The sequence below is a fragment of the Pseudomonas sp. H3_E07 genome, from assembly GCF_054668895.1.
Genome location: NZ_CP162795.1, coordinates 5058825 through 5073044, shown reverse-complemented (window position 1 = coordinate 5073044; position 14220 = coordinate 5058825). Strand labels below are relative to the sequence as shown.

General features: G+C 62.0%; 12 protein-coding genes. 6 read left to right on the top strand and 6 right to left on the bottom strand.

Going from position 1 to position 14220, the window contains the following annotated elements:
• Nucleotides 1-2 precede the first annotated feature (2 nt).
• Nucleotides 3-560 (top strand): cytochrome b, encoded by a 558-nt coding sequence (locus AB4O08_RS23375; RefSeq protein ID WP_021492818.1) that lies wholly within the window; start codon nt 3-5, stop codon nt 558-560.
• On the opposite strand, the gene AB4O08_RS23370 is transcribed toward AB4O08_RS23375, so the two are convergent.
• The gene (locus tag AB4O08_RS23370; protein ID WP_042572102.1) at nt 550-1434 is read right to left on the bottom strand and encodes a 1-aminocyclopropane-1-carboxylate deaminase/D-cysteine desulfhydrase; all 885 of its coding nucleotides are present in this window, start codon (nt 1432-1434) and stop codon (nt 550-552) included. The genes AB4O08_RS23375 and AB4O08_RS23370 overlap by 11 nt on opposite strands.
• A gap of 57 nt (nt 1435-1491) precedes the next feature.
• Nucleotides 1492-3531, bottom strand: coding sequence for an oxidoreductase (locus tag AB4O08_RS23365; protein WP_460114380.1), 2040 nt, complete (start codon nt 3529-3531; stop codon nt 1492-1494).
• Between the two features lie 212 nt (nt 3532-3743).
• On the opposite strand from AB4O08_RS23365, the gene AB4O08_RS23360 reads away from it, so the two are divergent.
• The 3 genes from AB4O08_RS23360 to AB4O08_RS23350 all read left to right on the top strand — a co-directional run bounded on the left by AB4O08_RS23360 (nt 3744) and on the right by AB4O08_RS23350 (nt 7249).
• On the top strand, nt 3744-4874 hold the full coding sequence (locus AB4O08_RS23360; RefSeq protein ID WP_021492821.1) for a carbon-nitrogen hydrolase family protein: 1131 nt from the start codon (nt 3744-3746) through the stop codon (nt 4872-4874).
• The gene (locus AB4O08_RS23355; RefSeq protein WP_460114379.1) at nt 4871-5899 is read left to right on the top strand and encodes an AraC family transcriptional regulator; all 1029 of its coding nucleotides are present in this window, start codon (nt 4871-4873) and stop codon (nt 5897-5899) included. Before AB4O08_RS23360 ends, AB4O08_RS23355 begins: the two co-directional genes overlap by 4 nt.
• A 333-nt stretch (nt 5900-6232) precedes the next feature.
• Entirely contained in the window at nt 6233-7249 is a 1017-nt protein-coding gene (locus AB4O08_RS23350; RefSeq protein WP_021492823.1) for a transketolase-like TK C-terminal-containing protein, read from the top strand.
• Between the two features lie 41 nt (nt 7250-7290).
• Here AB4O08_RS23350 and AB4O08_RS23345 read toward each other — a convergent pair whose 3' ends face one another.
• Nucleotides 7291-7761 (bottom strand): MarR family winged helix-turn-helix transcriptional regulator, encoded by a 471-nt coding sequence (locus tag AB4O08_RS23345; protein WP_010209424.1) that lies wholly within the window; start codon nt 7759-7761, stop codon nt 7291-7293.
• A 146-nt stretch (nt 7762-7907) separates the two neighbouring features.
• Between AB4O08_RS23345 and aceE the strand changes: the two genes are divergently transcribed.
• Nucleotides 7908-10568: a pyruvate dehydrogenase (acetyl-transferring), homodimeric type gene (gene aceE, locus AB4O08_RS23340; RefSeq protein ID WP_042572099.1), complete on the top strand. Its 2661-nt coding sequence runs from the start codon at nt 7908-7910 to the stop codon at nt 10566-10568.
• A 1-nt stretch (nt 10569) separates the two neighbouring features.
• On the opposite strand, the gene AB4O08_RS23335 is transcribed toward aceE, so the two are convergent.
• Both AB4O08_RS23335 and AB4O08_RS23330 read right to left on the bottom strand, forming a co-directional pair.
• Nucleotides 10570-11343, bottom strand: coding sequence for a DUF2242 domain-containing protein (locus tag AB4O08_RS23335; protein ID WP_460114378.1), 774 nt, complete (start codon nt 11341-11343; stop codon nt 10570-10572).
• Between the two features lie 89 nt (nt 11344-11432).
• Nucleotides 11433-12332, bottom strand: coding sequence for a LysR family transcriptional regulator (locus tag AB4O08_RS23330; RefSeq protein ID WP_010209419.1), 900 nt, complete (start codon nt 12330-12332; stop codon nt 11433-11435).
• Between the two features lie 119 nt (nt 12333-12451).
• Here AB4O08_RS23330 and AB4O08_RS23325 point away from each other — a divergent pair, with 119 nt between their 5' ends.
• The gene (locus AB4O08_RS23325) at nt 12452-13657 is read left to right on the top strand and encodes an MFS transporter (RefSeq protein ID WP_044287394.1); all 1206 of its coding nucleotides are present in this window, start codon (nt 12452-12454) and stop codon (nt 13655-13657) included.
• On the opposite strand, the gene AB4O08_RS23320 is transcribed toward AB4O08_RS23325, so the two are convergent.
• On the bottom strand, nt 13604-14128 hold the full coding sequence (locus tag AB4O08_RS23320; RefSeq protein WP_074900423.1) for a GNAT family N-acetyltransferase: 525 nt from the start codon (nt 14126-14128) through the stop codon (nt 13604-13606). The two genes, AB4O08_RS23325 and AB4O08_RS23320, sit on opposite strands and share 54 nt — an antisense overlap.
• Between the last annotated feature and the right edge of the window lie 92 nt (nt 14129-14220).

The window sequence follows — 14220 nt, the reverse complement described above, 5'->3', positions numbered from 1 at the left end:
CGATGCCGTGGAAAAACTCCGATACACGCTACAGCAGCATGTCGATCGCGCTGCACTGGTTGATGGTGGTGCTGCTGGCGGTGGTGTACGCCTGCATTGAATTACGCGGCCAGTTTCCCAAAGGCAGCGGTGCGCGAACGTTGATCGTGGAGATGCACTTCATGTTCGGCCTCACCGTGTTTGTGCTGGTGTGGCTGCGGTTGTTCGCACGCAGCCTGGGCGTGGCGCCGAAGATCGTGCCGGCGCCGCCGCAATGGCAAACCCTGTTGGCGACCCTGATGCACGTTGCGCTGTACGCATTGATGATCGGCATGCCGATTGCGGGTTGGCTGATTGTCAGTGCCGAGGGTCATTCGGTGATGTTCTACGGGATGGAATTGCCGCCGTTGATCGGCGAGAACAAGGACCTGGCCAAACAGATCGAGGGGTGGCATGTGTGGTTTGGCAAGGTCGGTTATTGGCTGATCGGGCTGCATGCACTGGCGGGGATCGCCCACCACTACATCCTGCGGGACAACACGGCATTGCGCATGATGCCGGGCAAGCGCGCTAACCCGTGAAGCCTCGACGGCCCTGAAGGCCGCCGGTGTGAACGAAGATCAGGCGAGTGCCGGGGGTGAAGCGCCCGGCCTCGACCTGCGCCTTCAAGGCCATTAACGCCTTGCCGGTGTAGAGCGGCTCCAAGGGCAGGCCACACGTTTGCTGCGTGGTGTCGATGAAGTCGAGCAGCACGGGATCGACTTTGGCGAAGCCACCTCGGCTGGCGTCCAGCAACTCATAGCCCGCCTGTACGATGGCACCGATGTTCTGTGCCACACCGTGATCATCCGGCACGGCCAAGGCGCCGTAAACCGGATGCGCCCCCGCCTCTGCAAGCACCAACCCCGCCAACGTGGTCCCCGTACCCGCCGCCAACCACCAAGCGTCGTAATCAGCCCAGCCCAGCGCTTGCAACTGCGCGCGAGCCTGTTCGACCAGCACACCACAGCCACTCGCGCCGGCAAGCCCGCCACCGCCTTCGGGCACGGGATGAAGATGCGGATAGTGCTCGCGCCAAGGTAGCCAGAACGCCGGCTCATGCCGCGCACGATAGCCGCCATAACCCAGCCAATGCAGGTGCATGCCGAAGGCTTTCAGGTCAAGGACGGTCGGGGTGTCTTGGGGATGTCCGCGCAGCAGGCCGACGGTAGGAAAACCAAACCGCTTTCCCGCCGCCGCCAGCGCGTGCAGATGGTTGGAGTACGCGCCCCCCAGGCTAATGATGCCGCGAGCATTTTGCGCCTGCGCCAGATGCCCGGTGAGTTTGAACCACTTGTTGCCGCTGATCAGCGGGTCGATGCGGTCCAGGCGCAGCACGGCCAACTCGACACCGCTCAGCCAGTCCAGGCGCAAAGGTTCAAGCGGGGCGTGGGGAAGCCAATCGAAGGGACCCATCGGGAGGAATCTGCATGAAAAACGGGGCGGTAGTCTAACACCGCCCCGCTTCGGGTCTTACAGCTCGGCCGCGAGTCGCGAGCCCTGGTTGATGGCGCGCTTGGCGTCCAGTTCGGCCGCCACGTCGGCGCCGCCAATCAGGTGCACGTTCTGGCCGGCCGCCACCAGGCCGTCCTGCAATTCGCGCAGTGGGTCTTGGCCGGCGCAGATGACGATGTTGTCCACCGCCAGCACCTGGGGCTCGCCCTCGGCACCGATGCGGATGTGCAGGCCTTCATCGTCGATCTTCAGGTACTCGACGCTGTTGAGCATCTGCACCTGTTTGTTCTTCAAACCGGTGCGGTGGATCCAACCGGTGGTCTTGCCCAGGCCGTCACCGACCTTGGAGGTCTTGCGTTGCAGCAGGAACACCTCACGCGCCGGAGCATGCACCTGGGCTTTGATCCCCGCCACGCCGCCACGGGCTTGCAGTTGGGTGTCGATGCCCCACTCCTTCCAGAACGCTTCGCGGTCCAGGCTTGTGGACACGCCCTGGTGCACAAGGAATTCCGACACGTCGAAACCGATACCGCCCGCGCCGATCACCGCGACGCGCTTGCCCACGGGCTTGCGTTCGAGGATCACATCCAGGTAGCTCAGCACCTTGGCGTTGTCGACGCCTGGAATCGCCGGGGTACGCGGTGCGATACCGGTGGCCAGGATGATCTCGTCGTAACCGCCTGCTGTCAGTTGCGCCACATCAACGCGGGTGTTGAGGCACAGCTCGACGTGAGTGGTCTGCAATTTGCGCTTGAAGTAGCGCAGGGTTTCGAAGAACTCTTCTTTGCCCGGTACACGTTTGGCAATGTTGAACTGGCCCCCGATTTCACTGGCGGAATCGAACAGGGTCACTTGATGTCCGCGCTCTGCCGCCACAGTGGCCGCCGCCAAGCCCGCAGGGCCGGCACCCACCACGGCAATCTTCTTGATCTGTTTGACGGGCAGGTAATTGAGTTCAGTCTCGTAGCACGCTCGAGGGTTGACCAGGCAGGTCGTCAACTTGCCGCCGAAGGTGTGGTCCAGACAGGCCTGGTTGCAGCCGATGCAGGTGTTGATCTCATCGGCGCGCCCGGCGGCGGCCTTGTTGACGAAGTCCGGATCGGCCAGGAATGGGCGAGCCATGGACACCATATCGGCATCGCCCTCAGCGAGGATCTGCTCGGCGATCTCCGGGGTGTTGATACGGTTGGTGGTGATCAGCGGAATCTGCACCGCACCGCGCAACTTGGCGGTGACTTTGCTGAACGCACCACGGGGCACCTTGGTGGCGATAGTCGGGATGCGTGCTTCGTGCCAGCCAATCCCGGTGTTGATAAGGGTCGCACCGGCGCCCTCGATGGCCTTGGCCAGTTGCACGATTTCTTCCCAGGTGCTGCCGCCTTCCACCAGGTCGAGCATCGACAGACGGAAGATAATGATGAAGTTCGGGCCCACGGCTTCACGCACACGGCGCACGATTTCTACGGCCAGGCGCATACGGTTTTCGTAGCTACCGCCCCAGCGGTCGGTGCGATGATTGGTGTGAGCTGCCAGGAATTGGTTAATGAAGTAGCCTTCGGACCCCATGATTTCCACGCCGTCGTACTCGGCGACCTGGGCCAGCAACGAGCAGGTGACGAAATCCTGGATCTGCTTTTCGATGCCCTCTTCGTCCAGCTCCTTGGGTTTGAACGGGTTGATCGGCGCCTGGATCGCACTGGGCGCAACCTGCTTGGGGCTGTAGGCATACCGGCCGGAATGGAGGATCTGCATGCAAATCTTGCCGCCCGCTTCGTGCACGGCCTTGGTCACGATCTTGTGCTTTTGTGCTTCTTCGTCGGTGGTCAGCTTGGCCGCACCGGCATACACACCGCCCTCGTCATTCGGGCCGATGCCGCCGGTGACCATCAGGCCGACGCCGCCCAGGGCGCGCTCGGCAAAGTAGGCCGCCATGCGCTCGAAACCGCCGGGCTTTTCTTCCAGGCCGGTGTGCATCGACCCCATCAGGGTACGGTTGCGCAAGGTGGTAAAACCCAGGTCCAACGGGGCCAGCAGGTGCGGGTAGGCAACAGCGGTCATGGTCAAGCTCCACAACGGATCATCACGGGACGTGGAAGGCTCGAATGGCCTGCCATCGGTTTATGTCCCACAGACTAAGAGGCGGTGGACAACGGCTCAATGACTGAAACTGACAAGTTATTGATCCAAATGCACAGCCCCCCTTGGCAAGCCGGCCCATGGGCCCTACCCTAGTCGGCGAACCCTGCACACGGTCTGTTGTCTGTTCCCCCATGCGTAAACTTCTAGCTTTTACCGTCACCATGGCCCTGGTTGCCGCCGTCGCCGCGTATCTGGTCTGGACCCAGGAGCGCCCCGTGGCGCATTACCTGTCGGACCTGCGTATTACCCTTGCCGTCAACGAAGGCCTGCCTGCCGACCGTGGCAACTTGCTGGGCATCCAGCCAGAGCTGTTCCCCGCCGACTACCAGAGCCTGGAACGCCTGCACCTGAAGCTTGCGGCCTACCTGCAAAACGCCCGCGACCAGGGGCTGATCAACGACAAGACCATCGTGGTGCTACCTGAGCACATCGGTACCTGGCTGATGCTGACCGGCGAAAAGAACGAGGTGTACCAGGCTCTCCACGCTAAAGATGCGATGAACTGGCTGTCGGTCAGCAACCCGCTGCTGTTCGCCCGCGCCTGGATCAGCGCCACTGGCGACAACCGCACCGACGATGCCTACCTGCGCATGAAAGCCGACGGCATGGCACGGGATTACCAAGTGCTGTTCGGTGGCCTCGCCAAGGAGTTCGGCGTCACGCTGGTGGCGGGCTCCATCACCCTGCCCAACCCAAGTGTCAGCCAAGGCCAGCTGCACGTCGGCCATGGTGCCTTGTATAACGCCAGCGTGGTGTTTGCCGCCGATGGCTTGCCGATCGGCGATCCGCAGCGCCAGCTCTACCCGATCTACGATGAACGCGGTTTTATCGAGCCCGGTGATGAAAACGTCGTCAGCGTGGTCGACACGCCGGCTGGTCGACTGGGTGTACTGGTAGGCAGCGACAGCTGGTACCCGGACAACTACCGCAAACTCAACGAACAAGGCGCGCAATTGATCGCGGTACCGGCCTTCGTGCTTGGCCGTGATACCTGGGACCGTCCTTGGCGTGGATTCAAAAGCGTGTCCACCCCGACAGAAATCAGCCTCAAGCCCGAAGAACTCAGCGAGGGCGAGGCTTGGCGCCGTCTTACATTGATCAGCCAGCCCCCCATCAGCCAGGCCAGCGCCGGCATGAGCGTGTTCCTGCGCGGCCAGTTCTGGGACCTGGGCACTGCCGGGCACAGCTTTCTCAGCAGCAACGGGCAAGTCAGCGCCGATGGCGAAGCCCGTGGCGCGCGCTTGTTGAATATCTGGCTGTGAAGCCCGTACGGCTGGGGGATTTGTCGGTGGGCTTCGTGCACGCCCTGGCCGACGCCATCCACAGCCACGGCCTGGACCCGCAGCCACTGCTGCTGCAATACGGCCTCGACCCGGCGCGCCTGGCCGAGGCCGGTGCACGATTGTCGATCCCGCGCTACATGCGTCTTGGCCATGCCGCTATCCAACTCACCGGCGACCCGGGCCTGGGTCTGCGCATGGGCCAGCTCAGCCGCTTGAGCCAAGGCGGGTTGGCGGGCGTGACCGCCGCTCAAGCCCCCAACGTGCGCGAAGCTGCGCGCGCGCTCACCCGCTTCGAAGCGCTGTACGGCTCCAATTATCGCGGGCAGTCGAGCTTTGTCGAAGATGCCGAAGGCGCCTGGCTGCGCTTCTATTCCATCAGCCCCTACAACGCCTACAACCGCTTTGTGGTGGACTCGATCATCGCCGGCTGGCTGCACCAGTTGTCGAGCCTGGCCCAGCAACCGGTGGAGGCGCAGCGCATCGACATCGAATTTGAAGCACCGGAGTACAACGATCAATACAGCGTGCTGGGCGACGTCCACTTCGGTGCCGAGGCCAACCAGTTGCGCCTCAACCAGCAGACCCTGGCTTTGCGCAACCCGCAGCACTGCCCGAGTACCTGGAACCTGTTGTTACAACTTTGTGAGCGAGAGTTGGAGCAATTGACGCGCACCCGCAGCCTGCGCGAGCGCATTACCCGGTTGCTCGGGCCTATGCTCAATGGCGGCCGGGAACCCGACCTGGAAGAAGTGGCGGCACGCTTGAAGCTGCCCACCTGGACGCTGCGCCGCAAACTGGCCGACGAAGGCACTCAGTTCCGCGCGATTCTCAACGACACCCGCCGCGACCTGGCCATGACCTACATTCGCGATACGGAACTGGCATTCGGCGAGATCGCCTACTTGCTCGGTTTTGCCTCGGCCCAGGCGTTTCAACGGGCCTTCAGGCGGTGGAACAACCAGACCCCAGGGGAATTTCGCCGCAGTCAGCGGCATTCCGCCTGAAGTCGGTCTTACAGCTCAGTGGCATCGTCAGCCGGTTCCAGCGGGTCCAACTCAATCGCGTGGTACTCGAGCAGTTCTTCCTGGTAATCGTCCATGGTGGACTCCTTTTTGAGTTAAGAGTGGCTGCAGATAAATGACCTGCATCACCAGCCTAAAGTGCCGTGATGACTAAAAAATGTCGACGTCATGACGTTCCTGCACTCAAGGATTAAACGTAGCAGCGCCATATGGATTTAGCACTTGGCCTTAGAGGAACTATTGCAATCATTGCAATTGCAATCATATGTAGGTTTCCGTTAAGGTAATGACATTCGTCGCCAGGTGATCCTCTCCATGACCGCCGCTACCGCACACGCCGCGCAGCTCTGCATCAACGCCTTGAGCACAGCCGCCCCCACCCGCCACTCACCGCTGTACACCGTCATCAACATGGCCAATACCCTTGAACTCAGCCGCCAGGCCTGGGTGATCCGCGGCCAGTCAAGCTCCCGGCGCATGGGTAACTGGCCTGGCTGGTTCGCCCGTAATACCACCGAAAAACCTTTGCTGTACCTGCACAGTGCGCAATCGTCCGCGCAACTGAGTGCGCTGTCGGACGTCACCCAACAGCGCGGCATTCTGTGCAACGACATTGAAAACCAGCCCTCCCGCTGGCCCAAGGGTGCGCAACCTTCCTTACCGTTGTGGCTGGCCACCCACCCGTGCTGTACGCCGTATGACCCGGCCTCGGGCGAAGAGGCCCGTGCGATTGTGCTGGCGGCGTTGCGTAGCCTGTATGTCGACGGCAAGCCCGGGTTCTATTACCTGGCCCTGCATGATCATGAAGGCGCAACGCCCCTGAGCGAGCAGGACCGTGAAGCCGTACTCGAGGGCATGTACCCGCTGCAGCAGGACACGCGGGGGGATGTGCGATTGCTCGGCGCAGGCCGGGCGCTTGCAGAGGTGGTGCAGGCCAAGCGCTTATTGGCACAGGACTGGAACATCACCGCGCAACTGTGGAGCTGCCCCAGCTACACACGACTGGCCCGCGAAGCTGCTGCGGTTGAACGCTGGAATCGCCTGCACCCCGGAGTGCCCAAGCGCAGCTGTCATTTGCGCAATTGTCTGGCCGGAAGTGCAGCACCGGTGATTGCGGTGACCGGCTATCCGCAAGCGATTGTCGACCAGTTAGGGGCACACGTGGATGCGCGGTTCGTAGCGTTGGGCGCGGGCTCGGTGCAGGCGTCGGCGCCGAGTCGGTATTGGATTGTGGTGGCTGCGCTCAGGGCGTTGGCGGATGAAGGGTGCATCGATGCACTGCAAGTGGAGGCAGCGATGAATCGCTATGCATTGGTATACGATGGACTGTAGGCGCGGGCTTGCCGGCGCCTACAAGGTTTTGTCGAGGGCCTTCAGACTTTGCGGCGGCTGCGGGTCTGGGCGCCCGCCTCCATCGCCAGCCCGGCGGTGCGCTCCAGCGCGTCGGCGAAAGCCTGGCGCTGCTCAGGCTCGATCTGTGACAGGAACAGCTCATCCACCGTGCTTTCGTAGATCTTCCACATCTTTTTACGCAGCTCCCGGCCCGACCCGGTGATCGAGGCAAATGCCGCACGGCCGTCGCCGTCGGAGCGGGAGCGCACCACTAGGCCGTCCTTTTCCAGGCGGTCGACCAAGCGCGTGAGGTTGTAGCGCTCGATGGCCAGCACATCAGCCAATTCGTGCATGCGGCGAGTACCGTCGGGGCCGCTTTCCAGGCCCCATAACGCGTCATACCAGGCATAGGGCGGCAGGTCCGCCTCTGCCAGGCGCCGCTCGATCTCGCGGATGACCGTCCTGTGGGCCCTGACAAACCGAAACCAGACATCAGGCTCTTTCGACGACATGCAACACCATCCGGGCAATTTCAAGAAGGTTGCAATAGTAGCTCATCCCGCGCTAGATTCGGCCATGTAGTTGCAATTGCAATTACATTTGCCGGCACTCCCACAAGGAGCACGCCGCTTGAAATCCGCCTACCCTGGAGCCTCACATGACCCCGAACAACGCAGTCAGACGCGACGACGATCCACAGGAAACCCGCGAGTGGCTGGAGTCCATCGAATCGGTGCTGTCCACCGAAGGCCGCCCGCGCGCCCACTACCTGATCGATCAGTTGCTGGATTTCGACGTGGCGCGGCATGGCGATTTCTACGGGCGGGTGACCACGCCCTACGTCAATACAATCCCGGTGGACCGTCAGTTGCCCTACCCCGGCAACGTCGTTATCGAGCGGCGTACCAACGCGTTTATCCGCTGGAACGCCATGGCGATGGTGTTGCGTGCAGGCAAACACTCGGGGGTCGGTGGGCACATCGCGACCTATGCGTCAGCCGCAGTACTTTACGACGTAGGCTTCGATCACTTCTTTCGTGGCCGCACCGACAGCTTTGATGGCGACCTGGTGTATATCCAAGGCCACTCTTCCCCCGGCATTTATGGTCGCGCCTACCTGGAAGGCCGCATCAGCGAAGCGCAACTCGACAACTTCCGCCGCGAGGCCGGTGGCGACGGTATTTCCTCCTACCCACACCCAAGGCTGATGCCGGACTTCTGGCAATTCCCTACCGTGTCCATGGGCCTCGGCCCCATCACCGCCGCTTATCAGGCGCGCTTTATGCGCTACCTAGAATTGCGCGGCCTCAAACAGCACCAAGGGCGCAAGGTCTGGGCCTTCCTCGGTGATGGCGAAATGGACCAGCCGGAATCCCTGGCCGCCATTTCCCTGGCCGGGCGCGAGAAACTCGACAACCTGATCTTCGTGGTCAACTGCAACCTGCAACGCCTGGACGGCCCGGTGCGTGGTAATGCCAAGGTGATCCAGGAGTTCGAAAGCCTGTACCGCGCTGCCGGCTGGAACGTGATCAAAGTGATCTGGGGCAGTGGCTGGGACGCCCTGCTGGACAAAGACCAGAGCGGCCTGCTGCGCCAACGCATGATGGAATGCGTGGACGGCGACTATCAGAATTACAAGTCGCAGAACGGCGCCTATGTGCGCGAACACTTTTTCGGCAAATACCCGGAATTACTCGCACTGGTTGCGGACATGTCCGACGACGAAATCTGGAAACTCTCGCGGGGCGGGCATGACCCGGACAAGGTTTACAACGCCTATGCGGCGGCCGTGCGCCATAACGGCCAGCCCACCGTGATCCTGGCGAAAACCGTCAAGGGTTTTGGCATGGGTGAAGCAGGCGAAGGCCAGAACATCAATCACCAACTGAAGAAAATGGGCGCCGATGCGGTAAGAGCTTTCCGAGATCGCTTTGACCTGGACGTCGCGGACGATCAGCTCGCCGACATCCCCTACCTCAAGCCCGCCGCCGACAGCGAAGAAGCCCGCTACTTCGCCGCACGCCGCCAGGCCCTGGGCGGCTACGTACCTGCGCGCCACAGTGCGGTCGAGCCTTTGCAGATTCCCGAACTGGCCGCCTTCGCCACACAGCTCAAGGACACCGGCGAACGGGCGATTTCCACCACCATGGCCTTCGTGCGCATCCTCGGCACCCTGCTCAAGGACCCGCACCTGGGCAAACTGATCGTGCCCATCGTACCGGATGAGTCGCGCACCTTCGGTATGGAAAGCCTGTTCCGTCAGATCGGCATCCACTCCGCCGTAGGCCAGCTCTACACTCCACAGGACGCGGGGCAATTGAGCTACTACAAGGAAAGCAAGGACGGACAGATCATGCAGGAAGGCCTGAATGAATCCGGCGCCATTTCCTCGTGGATCGCGGCGAGTACGTCCTACAGCAACCACAGCCTGATGACCGTGCCGTTCTATATCTTCTATTCGATGTTCGGCTTCCAGCGGGTCGGCGACCTCGCCTGGGCAGCAGGCGATGCACGCGCGCGCGGCTTCCTGCTGGGGGCCACGGCCGGCCGCACCACGTTGATGGGCGAAGGCTTGCAGCATGACGATGGGCACAGCCATATCCTGTCGTCGGTGATCCCGTGCTGCGTGTCGTACGACCCGACGTTCGCCTACGAGTTGGCGGTGATCATTCGCGAGGGCATGCGGCGGATGTATGAGCAACAAGAGGACATTTACTACTACATCACTCTGCTCAACGAAAACTACCCGCACCCGGCGATGCCCGAAGGCGTGGAAGACGGCATTCTCAAGGGCATGTACCGGCTCAGTACCAGCCAGCAGGCCCAGGTGCAATTGATGGGCAGTGGCTCAATCCTGCGCGAAGTGATCGCGGCGGCTGAGCTGCTGCAGGAGGACTTCGGCGTGCACAGTAATGTGTGGAGCACAACCAGCCTCACCGAATTGCGCCGTGACGGTCATACAGTGGAGCGCTGGAACCTGCTGCACCCGCAGAGCGAGCCAAGGGTGAGCTACGTGGAGCAATGCCTGGCCGGTGAAACGGGGCCGGTGGTGGTGGCGACGGACTACATGAAGCTGTTCGCCGATCAGATCCGACCTTTCGTACCCGGCCGGCGCTTTGTGGCGCTGGGCACGGACGGCTTCGGGCAATCGGATACCCGTGAAACCTTGCGGGCGTTCTTCGAAGTGGACCGGCATTTCATCGTGCTGGCGGCCTTGAAGGCCTTGGCGGATGACGGCGTGATCGGACGCGAGAAAGTCAGTGAAGCCATCAGCCGCTACGGGATCAACGTCGACAAGGCCAACCCCGTAGCGGTCTAAGTTACTGCGACGGCGCCGGTAGGAGCGGAATCGCTTCTGTCGGCGGTGGCAGGTCCGGGTTGCTGGTGGCTGGAGCGGGCTCTGCCTGCGGCGCAATTGGCGCGGACTCGGCAGGTGGAGCGACAGGCTGGGAGACCGCAGGCTCTTCCTTCGGCGGCTCAACCTTCTCGGCAGCCGGAGCTGCCTTGGGTTCCGGCACCCCCAACTCGGCTTTCGGCTGCTCGGGAATATGCTCGGCCTTCTTCACTTCCTGCGGTAGGAACACATCCACCAGCGCAAAGTAACGCTCGTAGAACTTCGGCGCGGACACGGTCTCGCTCGCTACTTTCACCATGGAGTCATCGGTGGAACCGATCGGCATCGACACCGAGCCCAGCACGCCCACACCCAGGCTCGCGGAGTTGTTGACCTTCTTCAGCGCGTAGCGATCCTGCAAGGCGTTGGCGAACATCGTCGAATGGTTGGTGCCTTTGCCATCATCGGCACATACCACGTTGAAGCTGATCTGCAGATGGGTCTCGCCGGTCTGCTGGAAGCTCTTGTTACCCACCACCAGTTTCGGATCGCTGCTGGTGATGATGTAGCCCTGGCTCAGCAAGGCGCGTCGCGCGGCTTCGCACGCGGCGACGTCAGTGACGGGGTAATCCCGGGAAAACGTACCGGAGTCGTCGAAATTCTCATGTTCATAAATGGCGGTCTTGGGTGACGAGCAGCCCGCGGCGCCCGCCAGCACCAGCGCCAGCCCGAGGCTACGCAAGTGAAATGATGTCGACATTGAAAATCCTGAGGAAAACAGTCCGGGCGGTATTGTGCAACAGAACGCTGCCTTGGCGCGCGCATTCCTGTCGGTAAAACGTCACAGCCTTACACGACGCCACCTGTAGGAAACAGCCCTGCGCACATATGATCAATAAACACGCGCAGTTTGGCCGAGGCGTGGCGACTTGATGGCCAGAGCATCCAGAAACTGCCGCGATGCTCCAGGTAATCATCCAGCACCCTCTGCAGACGCCCTTCGGCGACAGCCTGGTTGACCATATAGTCCGGCAGGCAAGCAATGCCCAAGCCTTCGTGCACGACATGGTTGAGGGACTCGATGGTGGTGCTGACGAACGGCCCACGCAAGATGGACTCGGGGGCGCCCGGTGCTCGCCGCAAAGGCCAGGGCTCCAGCTTGCCGGTCGCGCAGAACTTGTGGCGCAGGCAGGCATGGTCGCTCAGGTGCTGCGGCTGTTGCGGGGTGCCATATTCGCGAAAATAACCCGGCGTACCCACCAGCACCAACTGGTAATGCCCCAGATGACGGGCCATCAGCCGCGAATCTTCCGGCTTGCCGGTACGAATCACCGCGTCGAACCCTTCTTCGATCACATCCACCATGCGGTCGGAAAAATCCACATCCAACTCGATGTCCGGGTAGGCGCGCATGAAGTCGCTGAGGACCGGCATCAGCAAGCCGCGCACTTGCGGCACGCTGATACGCAACTTGCCCCGAGGGGTTGCGCTGGCGTCGCTCAGTTCTTGCTCGGCAGCTTCGACCTCGGCCAGGATGCGCCGCGAACGCTCAAGGAACAGCGCGCCTTCGCTGGTCAAAGTGATGCTGCGGGTGCTGCGATGAAACAACCGCACACCCAGGCGCTCTTCCATCCGCGCGATGCTTTTGCCCACGGCCGACGACGAGACGCCCAGCACCCGCCCGGCGGCGGTGAAGCTACGGGTCTCCGCCACCTGCACGAATACGGAAAGACTGCCCAGACTGTCCATGGAAGGGTCCTTGATGATTACGGACGTTTAAGTCCGATAAGTCCGGAACCTTAGCCTGTTTTTCCGCTGACCACAGCCCCTTACCCTGCCTGCTTACCCTTTTGCATGGATAGAGCGCGATGACCTCCCTTACCGACCCCGCAGTGACAGACCGGCGGGACACCTTGCCGTTGAGCGGCTTACTGGCCTTGGCCAGCGCGGGTTTTATCACCATCCTCACCGAAGCCATGCCCGCCGGGCTCCTGCCGCAAATAGGCGAAGGGCTGGGCGTATCACCCGCTTTAGTCGGTCAAATGGTCACGGTGTATGCCCTGGGGTCACTGCTGGCAGCCATTCCACTGACGCTGCTGACCCGTGGCTGGCGACGACGCCCCTTGTTGCTGTTAGCCATTGGCGGCTTCGCCTTGGTCAACAGCGTGACCGCCCTTTCCAGTCATTACGGGTTGACCCTGGTGGCGCGCTTTTTAGCCGGTGTATGGGCCGGACTGCTGTGGGCGCTGCTGGCCGGTTATGCCAGCCGGATGGTTGCGCCACACCTGCAAGGCCGGGCAATTGCGGTGGCAATGCTTGGCGCACCGCTGGCGCTGTCGTTGGGTGTACCAGCAGGCACCTTCCTCGGGGCCGCTGTTGGCTGGCGCCTGAGCTTTGCGATCATGACTGGACTGACACTGGTGCTACTGGCATGGGCGCGCTGGCAACTCCCGGACTTTGCGGGCGAGCCGGCAGGAAAACGCCTGGGATTGCATCAAGTGCTGACCTTGCCGGGGATTCGTCCGGTGCTGTGGGTGACCTTCACCTATGTACTGGCCCACAACATTCTCTACACCTACATCGCACCGCTGCTGGTGCCGGCAGGGATTGCTGCCGACATTGATCAGGTGCTGCTGGTGTTCGGCCTTGCAGCGTTGTTGAGCATTTGGATGGCCGGTGTGCTGATTGATCGATGGCTGCGCGTACTGCTGCTGATCAGTTGCACGATGTTTGGCCTGATCGCCTTGGCGCTGGCGTTCTGGATCAACCTGCCAGCGGTCATCTACGTCGCCGTGGCATTATGGGGCCTGGCGTTCGGCGGGTTACCTGCCTTGCTGCAAACGGCACTGGCCCAATCGGCGGGCGAGTCGGCCGATGCCGCGCAATCGATGCTGGTGACCGTCTGGAACCTGGGCATCGCAGGCGGCGGCCTGGTAGGTGGCGTGTTACTCCAGGGCTGGGGGGCCTGCGCATTTGCCTGGGCCGTTGTATTGCTGATGCTACTGGCTCTGGCCGGCGGATTACAGACAGCGCCCCAACAACTGGCCCGGCCACCCTTCAAGATCGAACGTTGAAATACGCTGATACCCGCAAGCCTCATAAAAACGCACCAGGTCACCCGTGCCGCCGGCGTAGCAATCCACGCGCAGGCGCCCCACCCCGGCAGCGTGGGCCCGCTCATCGGCGAAGGCCAACAGATGCCGGCCCAACCCACGCGCACGCGCATCACGTGCGGCAATCAGCAATCGCACATAGACCTCCGGCCCGGACGCTGGCGGCACGTAAGGCATGGGTTCGCCCAGCACAAGTGCCGCCAGGACCCGCCCCTCGGGAGCCTCGACCACCCACGCATCCGGCATCGCACACGCTTCTGTGACTTGCGCCACTCGCCGGGGCAATGCCGACCAAGGCTCGGTGCCCCATTGGACGGTATTCCCTATCCCTACAAACCAGGCAATCACCTCGTCAAACACTTGCAGCACTGCCGGGGCGTCCGCTGCGCTGGCGCGACGGATTATCCAGTCCTCTCTTCCATGAATAGACACGCTTGAAACTCCCTGATCGGCGATAACGTACGCGCAGTCTAGCGCACATAAAAAAACCCCCGGTCTTTTCAGGCCGGGGGCTTCTCTTTCAA